This is a genomic window from Bradyrhizobium sacchari, assembly GCF_002068095.1.
In the GTDB taxonomy this organism is placed as follows: Bacteria; Pseudomonadota; Alphaproteobacteria; order Rhizobiales; family Xanthobacteraceae; genus Bradyrhizobium; species Bradyrhizobium sacchari.
Map to the genome: position 1 here is coordinate 231871 of NZ_LWIG01000069.1, position 19766 is coordinate 251636.

Sequence of the window (19766 nt, forward strand, 5' to 3'; positions counted from 1 at the left end):
CGGTTGCTTCCGGCGCGCATCCAGCTCGATCGGGTCGTGTCGCAGCCGACGCTGATGATGATTCGCAACATCGCCCGGCATCCGGTGCGGGCTTTCTTCACCGCGCTCGGCATGGCGCTGGCGACTGCGATCCTTGTGGTCTCGCTATTCACGCGGGACAGCATGGAGCACCTGACCGATGTGACCTACTTCCTTGCCGACCGGCAGGACGCCACCATCGGCTTTGCCGAGAAGCGGATCGGAAATGTCGTGGCGCAGGTGAACCGGCTTCCGGGCGTTCTCGTCGCCGAGCCGTTCCGCGAGGTGCCGGTCCGGATCCGACACGGCAATGTCGAACGGCGGATCGTCATCAGCGGCCGGCCTGCCGACGCGGACCTCCGGCGCATCATCGACGTCGAGCTTCGGCCGGTGGTGCTCCCGGAGACGGGCCTCGCCATCTCCGGCATGCTCGCCCAGATTCTCGGCGTCGGGCGCGGCGATAGCGTCGAGGTCGATCTGCTGGAGGGCGCCCGGCGAACCGTCACGGTGCCGGTCGTCGCGACGGTCGAGGACTATTTCGGCATCAGGGGCATGATGGAGATCGAGGCGCTGCGCAAGCTGATGCGCGAAGCGCCCGTCGTGACCAGCGTCAATCTCAGCCTCGACGAGAACCGGACGGAGGACTTCTACACGGCCGTGAAGTCCATGCCGACGGTCGGCGGCGTAGCGCTGCAGCGCGTCTCGCTAGCGAATTTCCGCAAGACCGTCGCGCTGCTCGTCACCACGATGGCGAGCATCTACACCGGCCTCGCCGCCGTGATCGCGTTCGGCGTCGTCTACAACAATGCCCGCATCTCGCTGTCCGAACGGGCGCGGGAGCTGGCCAGCCTGCGCGTGCTCGGATTCACGCGCGGCGAGGTGCTGCGCATCCTGCTGCTGGAGCTCGCCATTCTCACCCTGATCGCCCAGCCGCCCGGCTGGCTGATCGGCTACGGCCTCGCCTGGGTGATGAAGACGAACCTTGCCGGCGAATTGATGCGCGTCCGCCTCGTGGTCGAGCACTCGACCTATGTCGTCGCCACGTCCGTCGTGGTGCTGGCCGCCATCGTTTCCGCCGCCGTCATCCGTGAACGCATCGACAAGCTGGACCTCGTCGCGGTCCTCAAGACGCGAGATTAGCCATGCCCGCCAACTGGACCAAACGTATCATCGGCGCCGCGCTCCTGGCGGTGATCGTGGGAGGGTTGGCCTGGTTCGCCTGGCCGCGGCCGGTTCTGGTCGATCTCGCGACCGTCGCGAAGGGACCCATCGAAGTCACGGCGGACGACGACGGCAAGACCCGCGTGCGCCATGTCTACACCGTCTCGGCGCCGATCGCAGGGAAGGTGTTGAGGATTTCGCATCCTCTCGGCGAGCAGGGGCTCTCGCTCCATGTCGGCGACGAGGTTGCCGCCAACCAGACCGTCGCCCTGATGCAGCCGGCTCTGCCCGGCTTCATCGACGCACGCTCGCACGATCAGCTGCAGGCCGAGGTCCTGGCCGCAGACGCCGCCATCCAGCAGCAGGAGGCGGAAGTGCAGCGGATCGAAGCCGCGCTCGACTTTTCGCGGACCGAGTTCCAGCGAGCGCAGACGTTGTTGCGGACGCAATCGACCTCGGCACAGGCCCACGACAAGGCGAAATTCGAGGTGGCCACCAATGAGGCCGCCTTGAAGAGTGCCAAGGCTCAGGTCGAGATGCGCCGCGCGGTGCGGACCAGCCTCGCGGCCCGGCTGATGGACCCGGCAAGCGCCGCCCCGTTGGCGGAGCCGACCTGCTGCGTCCGCGTGCTCGCGCCGGCAAACGGACGGGTGCTGAAGATCATCCAGGACAGCGAGACCACGCTTCTGCCCGGGACGCCGCTGGTCGATATCGGCAATCCGCTCGATCTCGAGGTCGTGGCCGATCTGCTCTCGACCGACGCGGTCCAGATCAAGGTCGGCGCGCCCGTGCGGATCGACGGCTGGGGTGGACAGCCGATCGCGGGAAAAGTGGTCCGGGTCGACCCGGCCGGTTTCTTGAAGGTCTCCGCGCTCGGCATCGAGGAGCAGCGGGTCCGCGTGACGATCGATTTCAGCGACCCGCCTGAGAAGTGGGTCACACTCGGACACGACTATCGCGTCGTCGTTCACGTGACGACGTGGAGCGCGGCCGAGGCGCTGACGGTGCCGGTGAGCGCCTTGTTCCGAAAAGGCGATCAATGGGCGGTTTTTGCCGACGCGAACGGCCGTGCCAAAACCGTGCCGGTCCGCATCGGTCACCGGAATAGCCGCACGGCCGAACTCCTCTCAGGACTAGCCGCAGGTGATCGCGTCGTGCTGCATCCGAGCGACCGGATCAGCGATGGGATCAGGATCGCGCAGAGGGGCGAGGACTAGATTCTCGGCTGTAAGGCAAGGGTTCGATGATGCCATTATGCCCCTGTTTTGCCCGACGGGTCAAACCTGATTTCGGTAAATCAAAAAAGCGTAATGCCGCCAAGGGGGCGGCTACTGTGCATGGGGTTGTTTTCGCACTTTTTTGTTTACCGGCCCCGGAGACCGGGCCGGCCCGTCCCGAGCGTCGCCTCAGCTATCCACCTTCAGCGCGGCAATGAAGGCTTCCTGCGGGATGTCGACCTTGCCGAACTGCCGCATCTTCTTCTTGCCTTCCTTCTGCTTCTCCAGAAGCTTGCGCTTGCGCGTGATGTCGCCGCCGTAGCACTTGGCGGTGACGTCCTTGCGCAGCGCGCGCACCGTTTCGCGGGCGATCACCTTGCCGCCGATCGCTGCCTGGATCGGGATCTGGAACATGTGCGGCGGGATCAGCTCCTTCATCTTCTCGACCATGGCGCGGCCGCGCCCCTCGGCGCGGGTGCGATGCACCAGCATCGAGAGCGCGTCGACCGGCTCGGCATTGACCAGGATCTGCATCTTGACGAGGTCGGCCGGCTTGTAGTCGGTGAGATGATAGTCGAACGAGGCGTAGCCCTTGGAGACCGACTTCAGGCGGTCGTAGAAGTCGAACACCACCTCGTTGAGCGGCAGGTCGTATTTCACCATCGCGCGGGAGCCGACGTAAGTCAGCTCCTTCTGCGCGCCGCGGCGGTCCTGACACAGCTTCAGCACGCTGCCGAGATATTCGTCCGGCGTGAGGATCGTCGCCTCGATCCAGGGCTCGTCGATCTCGGCGATCTTGACGACGTCCGGCATGTCGACAGGGTTGTGGATCTCGATCTCCTGGCCGTCGGTGAGCTTCATCTTGTAGATGACGCTCGGCGCGGTCGCGATCAGGTTGAGGTCGAACTCGCGCGACAGCCGCTCCTGGATGATCTCGAGGTGCAAGAGGCCGAGGAAGCCGCAGCGGAAGCCGAAGCCGAGCGCGGCGGAGGTTTCCATCTCGAAGGAGAAGCTGGCGTCGTTGAGGCGCAACTTGCCCATCGCGGCGCGCAGCGTTTCGAAGTCGTCGGCGTCGACCGGGAACAGGCCGCAGAACACGACCGGAATCGCCGGCTTGAAGCCCGGCAGCATCTCGGCGACCGGCTTCCTGTCGTCGGTGATGGTGTCGCCGACGCGGGTGTCGGCGACTTCCTTGATCGCAGCGGTGATGAAGCCGATCTCGCCGGGGCCGAGCTCCTCGACCTGCTGCATCTTCGGCGTGAAGAAGCCGACGCGCTCGACGTCGTAGGCCGCGCCCGTGCCCATCATGCGCACGCGCTGGCCCTTCTTCATCGTGCCGTCGACGATGCGCACCAGCACGACCACGCCGAGATAGACGTCGTACCAGCTGTCGACCAGCAGCGCCTTCAAGGTCGCGTCGCGATCGCCCTTCGGCGGCGGCAGGCGGGTGACGATCGCTTCCAGCACGTCGGGAATGCCAAGGCCGGTCTTGGCCGAGATCATCACGGCGTCGGAGGCGTCGATGCCGATCACGTCCTCGATCTGCTGCTTGACCTTCTCGGGCTCGGCCGCGGGCAGGTCGACCTTGTTCAGGACCGGAACGATCTCGTGATTGTTGTCGAGCGCCTGGTAGACGTTGGCGAGGGTCTGCGCTTCGACGCCCTGGCTGGCGTCGACCACCAGCAGGGAACCCTCGCACGCCGCCAGCGACCGCGAGACCTCATAGGCGAAGTCGACATGGCCGGGCGTGTCCATCAGGTTGAAGATGTAATCCTTGCCGTCCTTGGCGCGGTACTGCAGGCGCACCGTCTGCGCCTTGATGGTGATGCCGCGCTCGCGCTCGATGTCCATGGAATCGAGCACCTGCTCCTTCCCCGCCATCTCGCGGTCGGAGAGGCCGCCGGTCATCTGGATCAGGCGGTCGGCCAGCGTCGATTTGCCATGGTCGATATGGGCGACGATGGAGAAATTGCGGATGTTGGAAATGGGGACGGTCGTCATGGGCGCGGGATACCACTCACATCCCCGTGCGGCAACCATATTGCTGTATTTTCAGGGCCTTTCTTCACGCCAAGCTGATTCCACGGCAGGTCAAAACGCGCTAGCAAGCGAGCCATGTCCACCACCTCGATCCCCTCCGCCCGAACACGCGTAAAAGCCCGGGTGAGTTACAACCGCTTCCGGGCCTGGCTGGTGGCCTGCGCGACCCGGCCCGAGGCCCGCCTCTGGCTGGTGATCCAGCTCGCCATCTTGCATGCGGTGCTCTGGACCTTCATCCTGATCAATCTGAAGGCGGCGCAGGACGTTCACATGGACGTCGCAGAAGCCTGGGGCTGGGGCCAGAAATTCCTCTGGGGCTATGGCAAGCACCCGCCCCTGTCGGGCTGGGTCGCCGGCCTCTGGTTCACAGCGTTCCCGGCGAGGGACTGGGCGGCCTATGCGCTCGCCATGGCGACGGTCGGCATCGGCATGGTGCTCTGCTGGCTGGTCGCCTTGCGTGTGGTGGATGCACGGCGCGCGTTCCTGACCGTGGTGATGGTCGCGCTCTACCCGATCTTCAATTTCAAGGGTTTCAAGTACAACGCCGACCTGCTCCAGCTCGTCACGTTGCCGCTGCTGGTGCTCGCTTATCTCAACGCTTTCGAGAAGCGGACATGGCAAGCGGGCATCTGGCTCGGCCTTGCCGGCGCGCTGGCGCTGATGACCAAATATTGGGTGCTGACCATGATCGGCGCCATCGGCCTTGCCGCGCTGATCCATCCGGATCGGTTGCGGTTCCTCTCGTCACCGGCGCCGTGGGTGGCGATCGCGACGATGGTGGTGGCGATGGTCCCGCACATCGTCTGGCTGGCGGAGGCGCATTTCGTGCCGCTGACTTATGCCGGAGACACCTACAGCCTCGATGACAGCCGTCTCGTGCATCACCTCGTGGCCGGCTATGCCCTGCATAATGTCGCGCTGCTGGCGCTGCCGGTGGCGCTGGCCGCGCTCGCCATGGCGTGGGTGCCGCCGTGGCTCAGGCTGCTCGTGCGTGCGCCCTCGCGCATCGTCACGCGCGCCTGGGCGCGCGGCGCCAATCCGGGCGTCAATGTTGCGCAGGCGCTGAATGTCTGGATCATCCAGGTCATCGTCGCGGTCGGCCCGCCGCTCGGTGCGCTCGCCTTCAGCATCTACATGAAGACCGATTGGGGCATCTCGCTGTTCTTCCTGGTGCCGCTCGCGCTGGTCGCGATCCCGACGCTGCGGGTGCAGAGCGCGGTGCTGTTCAACGTCGCCGCGATCTGGCTCGTGCTCAGCGTCGCGACGCTTGCCGCTGCACCCTGGATCGCCGGGCGCGAGATGGCGGCCAATGCCGGCAACGCGCAGATCTATGGCGCGCGCTCGGAGCTCGCGCGCGAATTGACGCAGGCCTGGCACACCCGCTTCGGCTCGCGCTGGGCCGTCGTTGCCGGCACGATGGAACAGATCCAACCGCTGGTGTTCTATAGCCCCGATCATCCCTCCGCATTGCTGCCGTTGGAGGCCTGGGATTCCGGCCTGACCTCGCGTGATAACGCCAAAAAGTACGGCTTCATCGGCGTGTTCGATCCGAGCGACGGCCGCTTGCCTGCGTTCGAGAAATGGGTGTCGGAAGTTGCGCCCAACGCCGAGCGCATCGTGATGACCACGCGCCGCTTCACCCACGGCAAGGCCGGCCCGGCGATGAGCTGGAACGTCTACATCGCGCCGCCGGGGAAGTGAGCTTCTTACCTCGCCCCGCTTGCGGGGAGAGGTCGCAGCGCGAAGCGCGGCGGGTGAGGGGGTACAGGTCTAACGGCAATCTCACGTGTGGAGAGAGGCCCCTCACCCCAACCCTCTCCCCGTAAGAACGGGGCGAGGGAGCGCAGTTGAGCGCGTAGTGAGAGTTAAACCCCTTCCTCGTTGAACTTGCTCTCAACGAGCTCGGTGATCGCCGCGAGCGCAGCTTCCGCGTCGTCACCTGCCGCTGCAACCGTGATCGTCGTGCCCGGTCCCGCGGCGAGCATCATCAGGCCCATGATCGAGGTGCCGCCGACGGTCTCGCCGCCGCGCGTCACCCACACCTGCGCGTTGAAGCGCTCGACCGCCTGGACGAATTTCGCCGAGGCGCGGGCATGCAGGCCGCGCTTGTTGATGATCAGGAGCTCCTTGGAGATCGCGCCCGCGGGCACGCCTGCCGCCGCTTGTGGCGCGTCGTCGCTCATTTGCCGGCGAGCACGCGGCTGGCGATGGTGACGTATTTGCGGCCTGCTTCCTGCGCCATCGCGATCGCGTCCGGAAGCGGACGCTCCTCGCGCACCTTGGCGAGCTTTACCAGCATGGGCAGGTTGATGCCCGCGAGCACTTCGACCTTGGGCCGGCTCATGCAGGATATTGCGAGGTTCGACGGCGTGCCGCCGAACATGTCGGTGAGGATCGCGACGCCGTCGCCGGAATCGACGCGGTTAACCGCCTCGATGATGTCGCTTCGGCAGAGATCGGAATCATCTTCGGCGCCGATCGTGATCGCTTCGATTTGCTTTTGTGGGCCCATGACATGTTCAAGCGCCGCCTTGAATTCGTCGGCAAGGCGCCCGTGGGTCACAAGTACTAGACCAATCATCGGAAAACTCCTCGCGGGCGCTTTTGGTGCACCGCACGAACGCGCCACTTTGACCATCCAGAGCCCCCGCGCAAGAGGGGATGTTGCGTATCTCCCTGAATCTATACGGATGTATGAGGGGAGCTGCGCCGGTCTACTCGGTCGCGATAGTGGGGTTCATATGGTTACCATTTCCCTTCAAACAATCGCCTGAGGGCTTAGCAGAAGGTTAACTCTTGGTAGTGGTCAAGGCCGCAACAACCAAAGGGAGGGGCGAATGGTCGCGGCTGACGGGGATTCGCGGTATTTCGACACCGAAAATGCTTGTTTTCAGGGCTTCAGCCGCAGGAAGCCGCTCGGCGTCCTGAGCGTCCAGATCGACCACGAGACCGACGGTCGCATGCTCCACGAAATCGCAACGGCGGATTCCGAGGCCTCTGATCTCGATCAGCCCGGCCAGAACGGGCGCAGGGCGGACCTCAATTTCGTTGCCGACTGTCGCCAGATGGACACGGTCATCACCGACCAGAACGGCCCTTTCGAGCACGCCTGATCGCCCCACCATGATCAAATCGAAGGCAAGGCGCGATTTGCCGGAGCCGGAGGGACCGCGGATCAGCACTGCGATCTGTCCGATCTTGACGGCGGAGGCGTGCACGCTGGGACCGCCGTCGTTCGAGCTGCCTTGGCTCATAGCGCTGGCAGCCTCACCACGAAGTGCGCGCCGGCGATCGTCGGGACGCCCTCGTCATCTGGCGGGCCAGCGCGATTCTCCGCCCAGATGCGTCCGCCATGCGCGTCCACGATCTGTTTCGAGATCGACAGCCCGAGGCCGGAGTTCTGGCCAAAGCCCTGATGCGGACGATCGGTGTAGAAGCGCTCGAAGATGCGCTCGAGCGCGTCGTCGCGGATGCCGGGGCCGTCGTCGTCGACCACGATCTCGATTTCACCGCGGACGCGGCGGCAGGTGAGTCGCACCTTGCTGCCGGCTTCCGAGAAGGACTGCGCGTTGGAGAGCAGGTTGGAGACCACCTGTCCCAGTCGTGAGTCGTGGCCGGTCACCGCGAACGTGTCGGCCGGCCCGCGGCCCTCGAAGCGCGCCTCGACCGCGACGTCGTGGCCGAGCTTGGTTTCATTGGCGACGGAAACCAGCGTGCCGAGCAGGCGCCTGAGGTCGACGGGGATCGCATCCTGCCGCTGCAGCTCGGCATCGAGCCGGCTGGCGTCGGAGATGTCGGAGATCAGGCGGTCGAGCCGCTTGACGTCGTGCTCGATCACCTCGAGCAGGCGCGCGCGGCTGTTCTCGTTGCGCGCCAGCGGCAGCGTCTCGACCGCGGAGCGCAGCGAGGTCAGCGGGTTCTTCAATTCATGGGCGACGTCGGCGGCGAACATCTCGATCGCCTCGATGCGGCTGTAGAGCGCGTTGGTCATGTCGCGCAGCGCGCCGGAGAGATGCCCGATCTCGTCGCGGCGGCGGGTGAAGTCGGGGATCTCGACACGGGTCTTGATGCGGCGGCGGACGCGCTCGGCGCTGTCGGCGAGCCGGCGCACAGGACCGGCGATCGTGCTGGCGAGCAGCAGCGACAGCATGATCATGACGGCGGCGGCGACGCCGCCGACCTTCAGGATGGCGAGGCGCTCGGCGGTCACCATCTGGTCGATGTCGTCGCCCTGGGTCGACAGCATCAGCGCGCCGTGGATGGCGCGCGAGCGCAGCACGGGCACGGCGACCGAGACGATCACCTCGCCGCGGGCATTGACCCGCACCATCGAGCGCTTCTGGCCCTGCAGCGCATCGCCCACTTCCGCATAGCCATTGCCGTTCTCGGGGCCGAGCTCGCGATAGAGCGGCAGGTCGCCGCGGTTCAGCCAGGTGCGCACCGCGACCATGCCGCGCTCGACCATGCCGGGCTTCTCGGCGGACAGCGGCGGCAGCGGGAAGCGCAGCACGTTTTCGAGGTTGCGGCTGTCGAGCAGCAGGCTGCCGTTCGGATCGTAGATGCGGGCGCGCGTCTTGGTCGGCGAGATCAGCGTCCGCAGCACCGGCGCCACGCGCTCCGGATTGATCGGGAAATCCAGCGGCGAATAGTCGTCCGAGCCGCCATAGGTCTCGCCCGGCTTGAGATCGAGCAGCCGGTCGGGATCGATGGTGATGGCGTTGGTCTGCACGGTCGCGGAGGCCGCAATCGCGCCGGCAATGATCTCGGCCTGCACCAGGAGGCTCTGCGCGCGCGCGTCGATCAGGCCGGCACGGAATTGCGAGAGATAGAGGATGCTGGCCACCAGCGCGACGAGGCCGGCGAGATTGAGCGAGACGATGCGGCGGGTCAGGCTCGAGAAGGACAGCGCGAAGAAGAACTGCCCGGCGCGCTTGAGCCAGTTCAGCGGTCGCCAGCCCTGCGGCTTGTCTTCGACGACGTGCTCCGGAGCGCCGTCGGATGCGATATCCCCGGCGCTCTGGTTCGTGTCAGGCTGCGTTCGGTCCAGCAATGCTTATGCCCGCGTTAGGACAGCTCGTGGCAGTGGTCCCCGCATACTAGAGCCATCCCGGTCGTGATGGAATCAGAACCGGCGATGCTCTCAGTCCTTCGTGAAGGCGCCCGCCGCCCTCAGGCTTCCTTGAAGCGATAGCCGACGCCGTAGAGCGTCTCGATCATCTCGAACTCGTTGTCGACCACCTTGAACTTCTTGCGCAGCCGCTTGATGTGGCTGTCGATGGTGCGGTCGTCGACATAGACCTGATCGTCATAGGCGGCGTCCATCAGCGCGTTGCGGCTCTTCACCACGCCGGGCCGGGTCGCGAGCGCCTGCAGGATCAGGAATTCGGTGACCGTCAGCGTCACCGGCTCGTTCTTCCAGGTGCAGGTGTGGCGTTCCGGATCCATGCGCAGCAGGCCGCGGTCGAGCGCCTTGGCGTCATTCTCCTTCGGCGCGACGGTCGGGTCCTTCGGCGCCGAGCGGCGCAGCACGGCCTTGACGCGTTCGACCAGAAGGCGCTGCGAGAACGGTTTGCGGATGAAGTCGTCGGCGCCCATCTTGAGGCCGAACAGCTCGTCGATCTCTTCGTCCTTGGAGGTCAGGAAGATCACCGGCAAGTCGGATTTCTGCCTGAGGCGACGCAGCGTCTCCATGCCGTCCATGCGCGGCATCTTGATGTCGAGGATGGCGAGGTCGGGCTGGGTGGTGCGGAAACCATCAAGCGCGGAAGCGCCGTCGGTGTAAGTCATGATGCGGTAGCCTTCGGCTTCCAGCGCGATCGAGACGGATGTGAGAATGTTGCGGTCGTCGTCGACCAAAGCGATTGTGGGCATGAGCCTCTGCTTTCTGCTTTCCGTTTGGGTCGTGGCTTGAAACGGCGAGCAATCCAGTGATGCGCCGCATACATGGGTCCCGAACTTGGCGTTCGAACTTTTGTCACCGAGCAATGCAAGCTGGGCTGAAGTGTGACCAAGTTCCACGAAACACGGCAGATTCGCCGCATCTCGACCCATAACCGGACCCCCGTTTAGCCGAAAAAAGACCTCCCTTGCAACCACCTGAGCCGAGAAAGCCCATGCAACCGACCCCCGATTTCGACCCCGCAAAGCTCGCCAAATCGCTACTGAGGCGGTCGCGGCAGGGCGCTCTCGCAACGTTGATGGCGGGCTGCGGTGATCCCTATTGTTCCCTGGTCAATCTGGCGAGCCACCCGGATGGCTCGCCCATCCTGCTGATCTCGGGGCTGGCCGTGCACACCAGGAACATCCTCGCCGACCCCAGGGTCTCCCTGATGCTGGACGAACGGGCTTCCGGCGATCCCCTGGAAGGGGCCCGGATCATGCTGTCGGGGCGGGCGGAGCAGGCCGGGGACGAGAAGGAGTTGCTCCAGCGGCGGTATTTGGGTGCGCATCCCTCGGCTGAAGCCTTTGTTTCGTTTAAGGACTTTTCGTTCTTCCGGATCCGCCCCACGGGCACCCATCTGGTCGCCGGCTTCGGCCGGATCGTCGATCTCAAGCCCGAACAATTCCTGACCGACCTCAGCGGCGCCGAGGATCTGCTGGCGGCCGAAGAGGGCGCCGTGGAGCATATGAATGCCGACCACCGCGATGCCATGAACCTCTATGCGACGAGGCTGCTCGGCGCGCCCGCCGGCGACTGGCGCTGCACCGGCTGCGACCCGGAAGGCCTCGACATGCAGGACGGCCCGACCGCGCTGCGGCTGGACTTCCCGGAGCGCGTGACGGACGGCACGGCATTGCGCAAGATGCTGGTCCGCCTTGCTGGCGAAGCGCGCAAGACGATGGACCAGAGCGCAGGCCTTTGAACGCTGCCCCCCATCGCTGCGACCCAAGACCGAATGGTTTTGTGGCTCAGCGCGAGGGATCATGGCACGTCGTCGTTTGGCATTGGCCGCCGGACTTGGGCTCGCGATCGCCACGCTGCTCGCCCCTCCGGCCCTGGCCCAGAAGGGCAATCTGGCCGCACAGGGCGCGCGCATCAATGCGCTGAATCAGGCCGGCAAATATTCGGAAGCGCTGCCCTTGGCGCAGGCCATGGTCGCAAGCCTTGAGAAGACCGACAACGGCCGCGAGCTTTCGGCCGCGCTCAACAATCTCGGTCAGGTCTATGCCGGTCAGGGCCGCGACGATCTGGCCGAGCCGGTGTACAAGCGCGCGATTGCGCTGATGGAGAAGGCGCTCGGCCTCGACACCGGTTTGATCGCGCCCGAGCTAAGCAATCTTGCCGCGCTGTATCAGCGGCAGGGCCGCTTCACCGAAGCCGAACCGTTGTTCAAGCGCGCGCTGGCCGTCAGCGAAAAGAGCCTTTCGCGCGAGCATCCCGATGTCGGCCGCGCCCTGAACAATCTGGCCACGCTTTACGTGAAGCAGGAACGACAGGCCGAGGCCGAGCCGCTGTTCCAGCGGGCGCTGGTGATCTATCAGAAGGCGGCAGGTCCGGAGCATCCCGCGGTCGCCACCGTCCTGAACAATATCGGCCAGGTCGATCGCGACCTCAATCGCGATGCCGAGGCCGAGGCGCCGATCAAGCGCTCGCTCGCGATCCGCGAAAAGCTGCTGGGGCCGGATCATCCCGACGTCGCGCGCTCGCTCAACAATCTTGCCGGGCTCTACGAGCACCAGGCTCGTTATGCCGACGCCGAGTCGCTGTATCGCCGTGCGTTGGCGATCCGCGAGCGTGCGCTCGGGCCGGACCATCCGGACACTCTGACCTCGACCGGCAATCTCGCTTATTTCCTCTACGTGTCCGGGCGCACGGTCGATGCCCTGCCGCTTGCCGAAAAGACGCTTGCCAGCGGCCGTGCGCAGCTGCGTATCGTGCTGCCGATCCTGTTCTCCGCGCGGCAGCAGCACCTCCTGCCGGACGACAAGGCGCTCGACGAGGCGCTCGCTGCAATCCAGCGCGGCACGCAATCCTCCGCGGCATCGGCCGTGAACAAGCTCGCGGTGCGGCTTGCCGCCGGCAGCGATCGGCTCGCCGAGCTCGTGCGCAAGGACCAGGATCTTGGCGCCGAGGCCGAGGCGCTCGACAAGGCGATCACCGCGGCGGTGTCCAAGCAAGCCGGGCAGCGCGATGCTGGCGCCGAGCAGCGCAGCCGCGCGCGGATCGCAGCGATCACGAGCGAGCGTGCCGGCTTGCAGAAGACGCTCGCTGTCGAGTTTCCCGACTACGCCTCGCTCTCCAACCCGCTGCCGCTCGCGGTGAAGGACATCCAGCCGCTGCTGTCGTCCGATGAGGCGATGACGATCTATTCGGTCGTCGACAAGCAGAGCTACGTCATCGCGGTCACGCGCGAGGACGTGGACTGGAAGCAGGTTCCGCTCGGCACGAACACGCTGACCGACAAGGTGTCTGCTTTCCGCAAGGGGCTCGATGTCGGCAAGGCACGCGATGCCTCCGGCAAGTCAGGATTGTTCGACCTTGCGCTCGCCCATGAGCTTTATGTCGCGCTGCTCGGCCCGGTCGAGGCGCTGACGAAAGACAAGCGCAGCCTTCTGGTGGTCCCGTCGGCGGCGCTGACCGCGCTGCCGTTTCATCTGCTCGTTACCGAGACGCCGCAAGCTGCGGTCCCGGGCAAGCTCGAAGGTTATCGCAACGCCGCCTGGCTGTTGCGGCGTCAGGCCGTCTCGGTGCTGCCGTCGGTGATGAGCCTGAAATCGCTGCGCGTCTTCGCGCGCAAGGATCAAGGCGTCAAGCCGATGACCGGCTTTGGCGATCCGGTATTCAATCCCGCAACCGAAGGGCCGGCGGACCGGCGCGCTGGGAGCGGCAAGGTCGCCGCGCGCAGCATCGCGACGATCGCCTATACCGATTTCTGGCGCGGCGCCGGTGTCGATCGCACGCAGCTTGCGAAAGCGCTGCCGCAACTGCCTGACACTGCCGACGAGTTGAACGCGGTGGCCAAGGATGTCGGCGCCGGCGAGGTCGATATCCATCTCGGCCGCGATGCCAGCGAGACGACGCTCAAGCGTGCAGCGCTTGCTCAATACAGCATTATCTATTTCGCCACCCACGGTCTCGTTGCGGGCGACGTCAAGGGACTGGGTGAGCCGTCGCTTGCACTCTCCATTCCCGATCAGCCCTCCGAGATGGATGACGGCCTGTTGACTGCGAGCGAAGTCGCCCAGCTCAAGCTCAACGCGGATTGGGTTGTGCTGTCGGCCTGCAACACCATCGCTGGCGACAAGCCCGGTGCGGAGGCACTATCTGGGCTGGCGCGCTCGTTCTTCTATGCCGGCGCGCGTGCGTTGCTGGTCTCGCATTGGGCCGTCGATTCGGAAGCTGCCACCCGGTTGACCACGTCGACTTTCGCTCTGCTCAAAAACGAACCAAAAATCGGTCGTGCCGAAGCTTTGCGCCGCGCCATGTTGACGTATGTTGACGACACCTCGTCGCCGCGCAACGCCTATCCTGCGATGTGGGGACCGTTCGCGCTGATCGGCGAAGGTGAGGTACGATAGAACGCCGCGTGGGATTGTGCGTCGCAACAACCCCTCATAACGCCGAAACACGCATTTGGTTGCGCGATCATTCGTGATTTCTTGATGCACCTGCTCAGAGCTGACATGCGCGACGTTTGGCGCGGTCCTTGAATAAACCAATTCCTGCGGGATCAGCTTGGCAACGCCAGCGTTCATCAGTATTAGGTCGTCCAGCCGAGGCCGGATGGCCTGCTGTTCACGGTGACCGCGATGGTGCCAAAGCTTGGTCGCGCTGAGTGTCGCGGGTTCTAGGAGGATTTTTTCGTGCAAGAGACGGGCGTGCGCAACGGTGCCTTCGGCGCCGACAAATTCGGCTTAAAGAAGCTCAAGCAGATTCACTGGAACCTTGGTGCGCCGCAACTTTATCAATACTCGCTCTCCGCGGGCGAGGCGGTGCTGTCCGCAGACGGCGCGCTCTGTGCCGACACCGGTGAGTTCACCGGCCGCAGCCCCAAGGACAAGTTCACGGTGCGCGACGCCACCACCGACAAGAAGATGTGGTGGGCCGGCAACCAGTCGATCACCGCGGAGCAGTTCGAGGCGCTCTACCAGGACTTCCTCAAGCACGCCGAAGGCAAGACGCTGTTCGCGCAGGATCTCTATGGCGGCGCCGATCCGGCCTACCGGATCAAGACGCGCGTCTTCACCGAGCTCGCCTGGCACTCGCTGTTCATCCGCACGCTCCTGATCCGCCCCGAGGCGGTTGAGCTGTCGAGCTTCACGCCGGAGCTCACCATCATCGACATGCCGAGCTTCCGCGCCGATCCGAAGCGCCATGGCTGCAAGTCGGAGAACGTGGTCGCGATCGACTTCGCCCGCAAGATCGTGCTGATCGGCGGCTCCTACTATGCCGGCGAGATGAAGAAATCGGTCTTCACCACGCTGAACTACTATCTGCCCGAGCGCGGCGTGATGCCGATGCACTGCTCGGCCAATGTCGGCGCCAAAGGCGACACCGCGATCTTCTTCGGGCTGTCAGGCACCGGCAAGACCACGCTGTCGGCGGATCCGAACCGCACGCTGATCGGCGACGACGAGCACGGCTGGGGTCCGAACGGCGTCTTCAATTTCGAAGGCGGCTGCTACGCCAAGTGCATCAAGCTGTCGCAGGAAGCCGAGCCGGAGATCTACGCCGCAAGCACGCGCTTCGGCGCGGTGCTCGAGAACTGCGTGCTCGACGAGGACACCCGTGTCGTCGACTTCGACGACGGCTCCAAGACCGAGAACACCCGCTCGGCCTACCCGCTCGATTTCATCCCGAACGCCTCGCGCACCGGCCGCGCGCCGCAGCCGAAGAACGTGGTGATGCTCGCCGCCGACGCCTTCGGCGTGCTGCCGCCAATCGCAAAGCTGTCGCCGGCGCAGGCGATGTATCACTTCCTGTCCGGCTACACCGCCAAGGTCGCCGGCACCGAGCGCGGTCTCGGCAATGAGCCGCAGCCGGAATTCTCGACCTGCTTTGGCTCGCCCTTCCTGCCGCTCGACCCCTCCGTCTACGGCAACATGCTGCGTGACCTCATCGCCCAGCACAATGTCGACTGCTGGCTGGTCAACACGGGGTGGACCGGCGGCAAGTACGGCGTCGGCTCGCGCATGCCGATCAAGGTGACGCGGGCGCTGCTCACTGCCGCGCTCGACGGCAGCTTGCGCAATGTCGAATTCCGCACCGACAAGTATTTCGGCTTCGCGGTCCCGACCGCGCTGCCGGGCGTGCCGGCGGAGATCCTCAATCCGGTCAACACCTGGAAGGACAAGGACGAGTTCGACAAGACCGCCCGCGCGTTGGTCGGCATGTTCCAGAAGAACTTTGCCAAGTTCGAAGCCCAGGTCGATGCCGAGGTGCGTGCGGCCGCGCCCGATGTGAAGCTCGCGGCGGAGTAAGGTCGCGGAGGTTGAAATACAAAAGGGCGGCCGCAAGGCCGCCCTTTTTGTTTGTTGCACGATCTCTCACCTCGTCATTGCGAGCGCAGCGAAGCAATCCAGACTGCCTCTGCGGAGGGATTCTGGATTGCTTCGTCGCTACGCTCCTCGCAATGACGTGGAAGCACCTACGCCTTGAAATACGCAATCTGCGTCGTGGTCGCGAGCAGCCGTCCGTTCGGCGACCACAGCTCGGCGTTCTGGTCGGCGTAGCTCTTGTGCATGATCTTTGAATCCACGGTCGCGAGCACGCGGGTGATGTCTTCGGCTGCGAGCTCGTCGCTGTCGGTGTGGAAATAGGTTGTCAGTGACACCGTGCCGAACGGCACGAGCTCGCGCCGCGCGTGGAAGATGCGGCCGAAGAACGCGTCCGACATCGACATCAGCGACAGCATGTCGAGCTGGCGCGGGGTGCGGTCGCTGATCCAGATCTTCGAATAGGTGCTGGCAAGCTCGGCCTGCGGCGGGCCAATGCGCATCTCGCCCTCGACGAAGCGGAATTCATACTGGTTGGCCCACGCCGCTGAGATTTTCGGGAACGGCAGCGTCTGTTCGAACGGCTTTGCGTCCGGGGCCTTCGCCACCCGGTGTTCCCAGGACGGCCGGCGCTCGGCGAACACGGCGGTGGCGAGCGTTGCGACCTCGCCGCCGCCTTGCGACAGTTCGACGCTCCAGTGCTGGCTGGAGCGGTTGGCCTTCACCAGCCGCACGTCGAGATCGAACGGGCCCTTCGCGATCGGCGCGCAGTAATTGACGGTCAGCGCCAGCGGATCGCCGGCGCGTTGCGGATGCTCGATCAGCGCACGCAGGATGGTTGCGGCGGTGGCGCCGCCGAACGGGCCGACGAAGGCCCAGTAATCGTCGCTGGTGTGCCCCTGCCAGCTGCTGTCACCGGCGGTGATGCGCGTGGCGTCGTCGAACGGGTGCGGAAGCTTGGCGTGCATTGGTGGTCCTCGATGCCCCCCAGCCGTCATTGCGAGCGCAGCGAAGCAATCCAGACTGTCTCTGCGGAGGGACTCTGGATTGCTTCGCTGCGCTCGCAATGACGGAGGTTGAGGTTACGGCGCCGGTATCACCGGTGCCGGCTGGGGATGATGACGATCATATCATCATCCCTGCATGCCAAATCAATAACCTCGCAGGTCGCGCCCCTTCCACGTCGCGGAAAATCAGCCGGCGACGTCGCGCAGGTTCGGCAGCAGCGGCGTGGTCGGGTTGACCGGCACGTTCCAGATCTCCTCGGCATATTCGCGGATGGTGCGATCGGAGGAGAACCACGCCATGCGCGCGACGTTGAGGATTGAGGCGCGGGTCCAGGCCGGTGCCACCTGCCAGCGCGCATCGACCGCGCGTTGCGCCTCATAATAGGAATCGAAATCGGCGCTGACCATGTAATGGTCGAGATAGCGCAGCGCATGCGCGATGGATTCGAAGCGGCCGGGATCGCCGGGCGAGAACTCGCCGGCACCGATCGCATTGATGGCGCGCTGCAGCTTCGGCGAATTGCGGATCACGTCGGAGGCGTCCAGGCCCTGCTTCCGGCGGATCATGACGTCGCCGGCCTCCATGCCGAAGATCGCGATGTTCTCCGCGCCGACATGGTCGCGGATCTCGATATTGGCGCCGTCGAGGGTGCCGATGGTGATGGCGCCGTTGAGCGCCAGCTTCATGTTCCCGGTGCCAGAGGCCTCCATGCCGGCGGTGGAGATCTGCTCGGAGAGGTCAGCTGCGGGAATGATGACTTCGGCGAGGCTGACATTGTAGTCGGGCAGGAAAGCGACCTTCAGCTTGCCGCCGATCGCGGGATCGTTGTTGACGACTTCCGCGACGTCGTTGATCAGCTTGATGATCAGTTTTGCGTAGCGATAGCTCGCCGCCGCCTTGCCGGCGAAGATCTTCACCCGCGGCACCCAATTGCCGTTGGGGTCGTCCTTGATCGACTGGTACAGCGCGACCGTCTCGATGACGTTGAGGAGCTGGCGCTTGTATTCGTGGATGCGCTTGATCTGCACGTCGAACAGCGCGCCGGGGTCGACCTTGATGCCGAGCCGCTCGCCGATCAGGCGGGCCAGCGCCGTCTTGTTGTGATGCTTGACGGCGCGGAACTTCTTCTGGAATTCGACGTCGCTGGCGCGGGCCTCGATCAGCGAGAGCTGGGTCGGATCGTCGAGCACGGCGTCGCCGCAGGTCTCGCGGAGCAGGTCGGTCAGCTTCGGGTTCGCCAGCATCAGCCAGCGGCGGAAGGTGATGCCGTTGGTCTTGTTGGTGATGCGGCCGGGATAGAGATGGTTGAGGTCGTGGAACACGGTCTCGCGCATCAGGTCCGAATGCATCGCCGAGACGCCGTTGATGCGGTGCGAGCCGACGAAGGCGAGCTGGCCCATGCGGACCCGGCGGCCGCTCTTCTCGTCGATCAGCGAGACCGAGGCTCGGAAGTCGATGTCGCCGGGCGCGCGCGCTTCGGCAAGCGCCAGATGCTGCACGTTGATGCGGTAGATGATCTCGAGATGACGCGGCAGCAGCCGCTCGAACAGCTCGACCGGCCAGGTCTCCAGCGCCTCCGGCAGCAGCGTGTGGTTGGTGTAGGAGAGGGTGGCGACCGTGATCTTCCAGGCCTCGTCCCAGCGGAAATTGTGCAGGTCGACGAGGATGCGCATCAGCTCGGTGACGGCAAGGCTCGGATGGGTGTCGTTGAGCTGCACCGCGACCTTGTTCGACAGGCTGCGCAGCTGGCCGTCCGACGACAGATGCCGCTTGACCAGGTCCTGCAGCGAGGCCGAGACGAAGAAATATTCCTGGCGCAGCCGCAGCTCGCGTCCTGCCGGGCTCTCGTCGTTCGGATAGAGGAATTTGCAGATCGCCTCCGCGCGCGCCTGCTCGGCGCTGGCGCTGACATAGTCGCCTCTGTTGAAGGCATCGAGCTTGAGCGGATCGGGCGAGCGCGCCGACCACAGCCGCAGCGCGTTGACGTGCTGGCCGCGCCAGCCGACGATCGGCGTGTCATAGGCGATCGCCTGCACGGTCTCGGCCGGATGCCAGATCGCGCGGTCGCGGCCCTTGTCGTCGACATGCTCGACACCGCCGCCGAAATTGACGTCGTAGATCACCTCGGGCCGCTGCAATTCCCAGGGGTTGCCGAAGCTCAGCCATTCGTCGGGATATTCCTGCTGCCAGCCCTGATTGATGATCTGGCGGAACAGGCCGAAATCGTAGCGAATGCCGTAGCCGATCGCGGGGATCGACAGCGTCGCCATGCTCTCCATGAAGCAGGCGGCAAGCCGTCCGAGACCGCCATTGCCGAGCGCCGCATCCGGCTCGCATTTGCGCAGCTCCGGCAGCGAGACGCCGAGATCGCCGAGCGCGACCTCGAAGATCTTCAGGAGGCCCATGTTGTTCAGCGCGTCGGTGAAGAGGCGGCCGATCAAAAATTCGAGCGAGAGATAATAGACGCGCTTGCGCCCGGCGTCGTAGCTGCGCTTCTCGGCGCTGAGCCAGCGATGCACGATGCGGTCGCGCAGAGCGAGCGCGGCGGCCTGGTACCAGTCATGCTTCGTCGCCATGCCGGCGTCCTTGCCGATGGCAAGGCGCAGCTTCGCCAGGATCGCGCCCTTGATCTCGGCCAGCGCGAGCTCATCGATGGGCTGGCCGGGAGCGGGAAAATTTGGCTGGAACGATTGATCTTGCAAGGCCGTCACTTCCTGGTCGAAACAACACCACTGAACCTACGCGTCCTGCCTCTGCACCGGAACCATTACTGGCGCGGCCGTGCACTGCGCTGGCGCAAATTTATGCAAGGAACGGGCCGCTTTGGGAACCCGGGCGAGCACGGAAAGACGCGGATTTCCTTCTAGAGTGGCGGCCAATTCGGCC

General features: G+C 65.0%; 13 protein-coding genes and 1 pseudogene. 6 read left to right on the top strand and 8 right to left on the bottom strand.

Annotated features, from left to right (window positions below; translation table 11 throughout):
• Positions 1-1158, top strand: a 1158-nt coding sequence (locus A5906_RS45905) for an ABC transporter permease (protein ID WP_245327155.1), incomplete at its 5' end; no start/stop codon positions are given.
• Positions 1159-1160: 2 nt separating this feature from the next.
• Positions 1161-2396 carry an efflux RND transporter periplasmic adaptor subunit gene (locus tag A5906_RS40745; protein ID WP_080140670.1) on the top strand — a complete coding sequence of 412 codons (1236 nt, stop codon included), beginning with the start codon at positions 1161-1163 and terminating at the stop codon, positions 2394-2396.
• 189 nt (positions 2397-2585) lie between these two features.
• Here the strand turns inward: A5906_RS40745 and lepA are convergent, their stop codons facing one another.
• Positions 2586-4397 carry a translation elongation factor 4 gene (gene lepA, locus A5906_RS40750; protein WP_080140671.1) on the bottom strand — a complete coding sequence of 604 codons (1812 nt, stop codon included), beginning with the start codon at positions 4395-4397 and terminating at the stop codon, positions 2586-2588.
• Positions 4398-4511: 114 nt separating this feature from the next.
• Here lepA and A5906_RS40755 point away from each other — a divergent pair, with 114 nt between their 5' ends.
• On the top strand, positions 4512-6137 hold the full coding sequence (locus A5906_RS40755; protein ID WP_080140672.1) for a glycosyltransferase family 39 protein: 1626 nt from the start codon (positions 4512-4514) through the stop codon (positions 6135-6137).
• Positions 6138-6301: 164 nt separating this feature from the next.
• Here the strand turns inward: A5906_RS40755 and A5906_RS40760 are convergent, their stop codons facing one another.
• From A5906_RS40760 to A5906_RS40780, 5 genes and pseudogenes are all read right to left on the bottom strand, one after another.
• Positions 6302-6619, bottom strand: a complete 318-nt coding sequence (locus A5906_RS40760) for an HPr family phosphocarrier protein (protein WP_080140673.1) — start codon at positions 6617-6619, stop codon at positions 6302-6304.
• Positions 6616-7017 (bottom strand): PTS sugar transporter subunit IIA, encoded by a 402-nt coding sequence (locus A5906_RS40765; RefSeq protein ID WP_007597752.1) that lies wholly within the window; start codon positions 7015-7017, stop codon positions 6616-6618. The genes A5906_RS40760 and A5906_RS40765 overlap by 4 nt, the downstream gene beginning before the upstream one ends.
• A gap of 211 nt (positions 7018-7228) precedes the next feature.
• Positions 7229-7690: pseudogene (locus A5906_RS40770) on the bottom strand (HPr kinase/phosphorylase); the annotation flags it as partial.
• Complete coding sequence (locus A5906_RS40775; protein WP_080140675.1) at positions 7687-9486, bottom strand: sensor histidine kinase; 1800 nt, start codon at positions 9484-9486, stop codon at positions 7687-7689. The pseudogene A5906_RS40770 and the gene A5906_RS40775, both read right to left, overlap by 4 nt.
• 119 nt (positions 9487-9605) lie before the next feature.
• Positions 9606-10307, bottom strand: a complete 702-nt coding sequence (locus A5906_RS40780) for a response regulator transcription factor (RefSeq protein WP_008542552.1) — start codon at positions 10305-10307, stop codon at positions 9606-9608.
• Positions 10308-10549: 242 nt separating this feature from the next.
• Here A5906_RS40780 and A5906_RS40785 point away from each other — a divergent pair, with 242 nt between their 5' ends.
• From A5906_RS40785 to A5906_RS40795, 3 genes are all read left to right on the top strand, one after another.
• Positions 10550-11299, top strand: a complete 750-nt coding sequence (locus tag A5906_RS40785) for a HugZ family pyridoxamine 5'-phosphate oxidase (RefSeq protein WP_080140676.1) — start codon at positions 10550-10552, stop codon at positions 11297-11299.
• A 61-nt stretch (positions 11300-11360) separates the two neighbouring features.
• Positions 11361-13955, top strand: a complete 2595-nt coding sequence (locus A5906_RS40790; protein ID WP_080140677.1) for a CHAT domain-containing protein — start codon at positions 11361-11363, stop codon at positions 13953-13955.
• Between the two features lie 285 nt (positions 13956-14240).
• Positions 14241-15857, top strand: coding sequence for a phosphoenolpyruvate carboxykinase (locus A5906_RS40795; protein ID WP_080140678.1), 1617 nt, complete (start codon positions 14241-14243; stop codon positions 15855-15857).
• Between the two features lie 167 nt (positions 15858-16024).
• Here A5906_RS40795 and A5906_RS40800 read toward each other — a convergent pair whose 3' ends face one another.
• Together A5906_RS40800 and A5906_RS40805 are read right to left on the bottom strand one after the other, a co-directional pair.
• Entirely contained in the window at positions 16025-16840 is an 816-nt protein-coding gene (locus tag A5906_RS40800; protein WP_080140679.1) for an acyl-CoA thioesterase, read from the bottom strand.
• A gap of 225 nt (positions 16841-17065) precedes the next feature.
• Positions 17066-19582 carry a glycogen/starch/alpha-glucan phosphorylase gene (locus A5906_RS40805; RefSeq protein ID WP_080140680.1) on the bottom strand — a complete coding sequence of 839 codons (2517 nt, stop codon included), beginning with the start codon at positions 19580-19582 and terminating at the stop codon, positions 17066-17068.
• Positions 19583-19766 lie beyond the last annotated feature (184 nt).

Coding starts and splice junctions, on each gene's coding strand:
- A5906_RS40760 (WP_080140673.1), bottom strand. CDS start 6,619: ATGAGCGACGACGCGCCACAAGCGGCGGCAGGCGTGCCCGCGGGCGCG.
- A5906_RS40790 (WP_080140677.1), top strand. CDS start 11,361: ATGGCACGTCGTCGTTTGGCATTGGCCGCCGGACTTGGGCTCGCGATC.
- A5906_RS40745 (WP_080140670.1), top strand. CDS start 1,161: ATGCCCGCCAACTGGACCAAACGTATCATCGGCGCCGCGCTCCTGGCG.
- A5906_RS40755 (WP_080140672.1), top strand. CDS start 4,512: ATGTCCACCACCTCGATCCCCTCCGCCCGAACACGCGTAAAAGCCCGG.
- A5906_RS40780 (WP_008542552.1), bottom strand. CDS start 10,307: ATGCCCACAATCGCTTTGGTCGACGACGACCGCAACATTCTCACATCC.
- A5906_RS40800 (WP_080140679.1), bottom strand. CDS start 16,840: ATGCACGCCAAGCTTCCGCACCCGTTCGACGACGCCACGCGCATCACC.
- lepA (WP_080140671.1), bottom strand. CDS start 4,397: ATGACGACCGTCCCCATTTCCAACATCCGCAATTTCTCCATCGTCGCC.
- A5906_RS40765 (WP_007597752.1), bottom strand. CDS start 7,017: ATGATTGGTCTAGTACTTGTGACCCACGGGCGCCTTGCCGACGAATTC.
- A5906_RS40785 (WP_080140676.1), top strand. CDS start 10,550: ATGCAACCGACCCCCGATTTCGACCCCGCAAAGCTCGCCAAATCGCTA.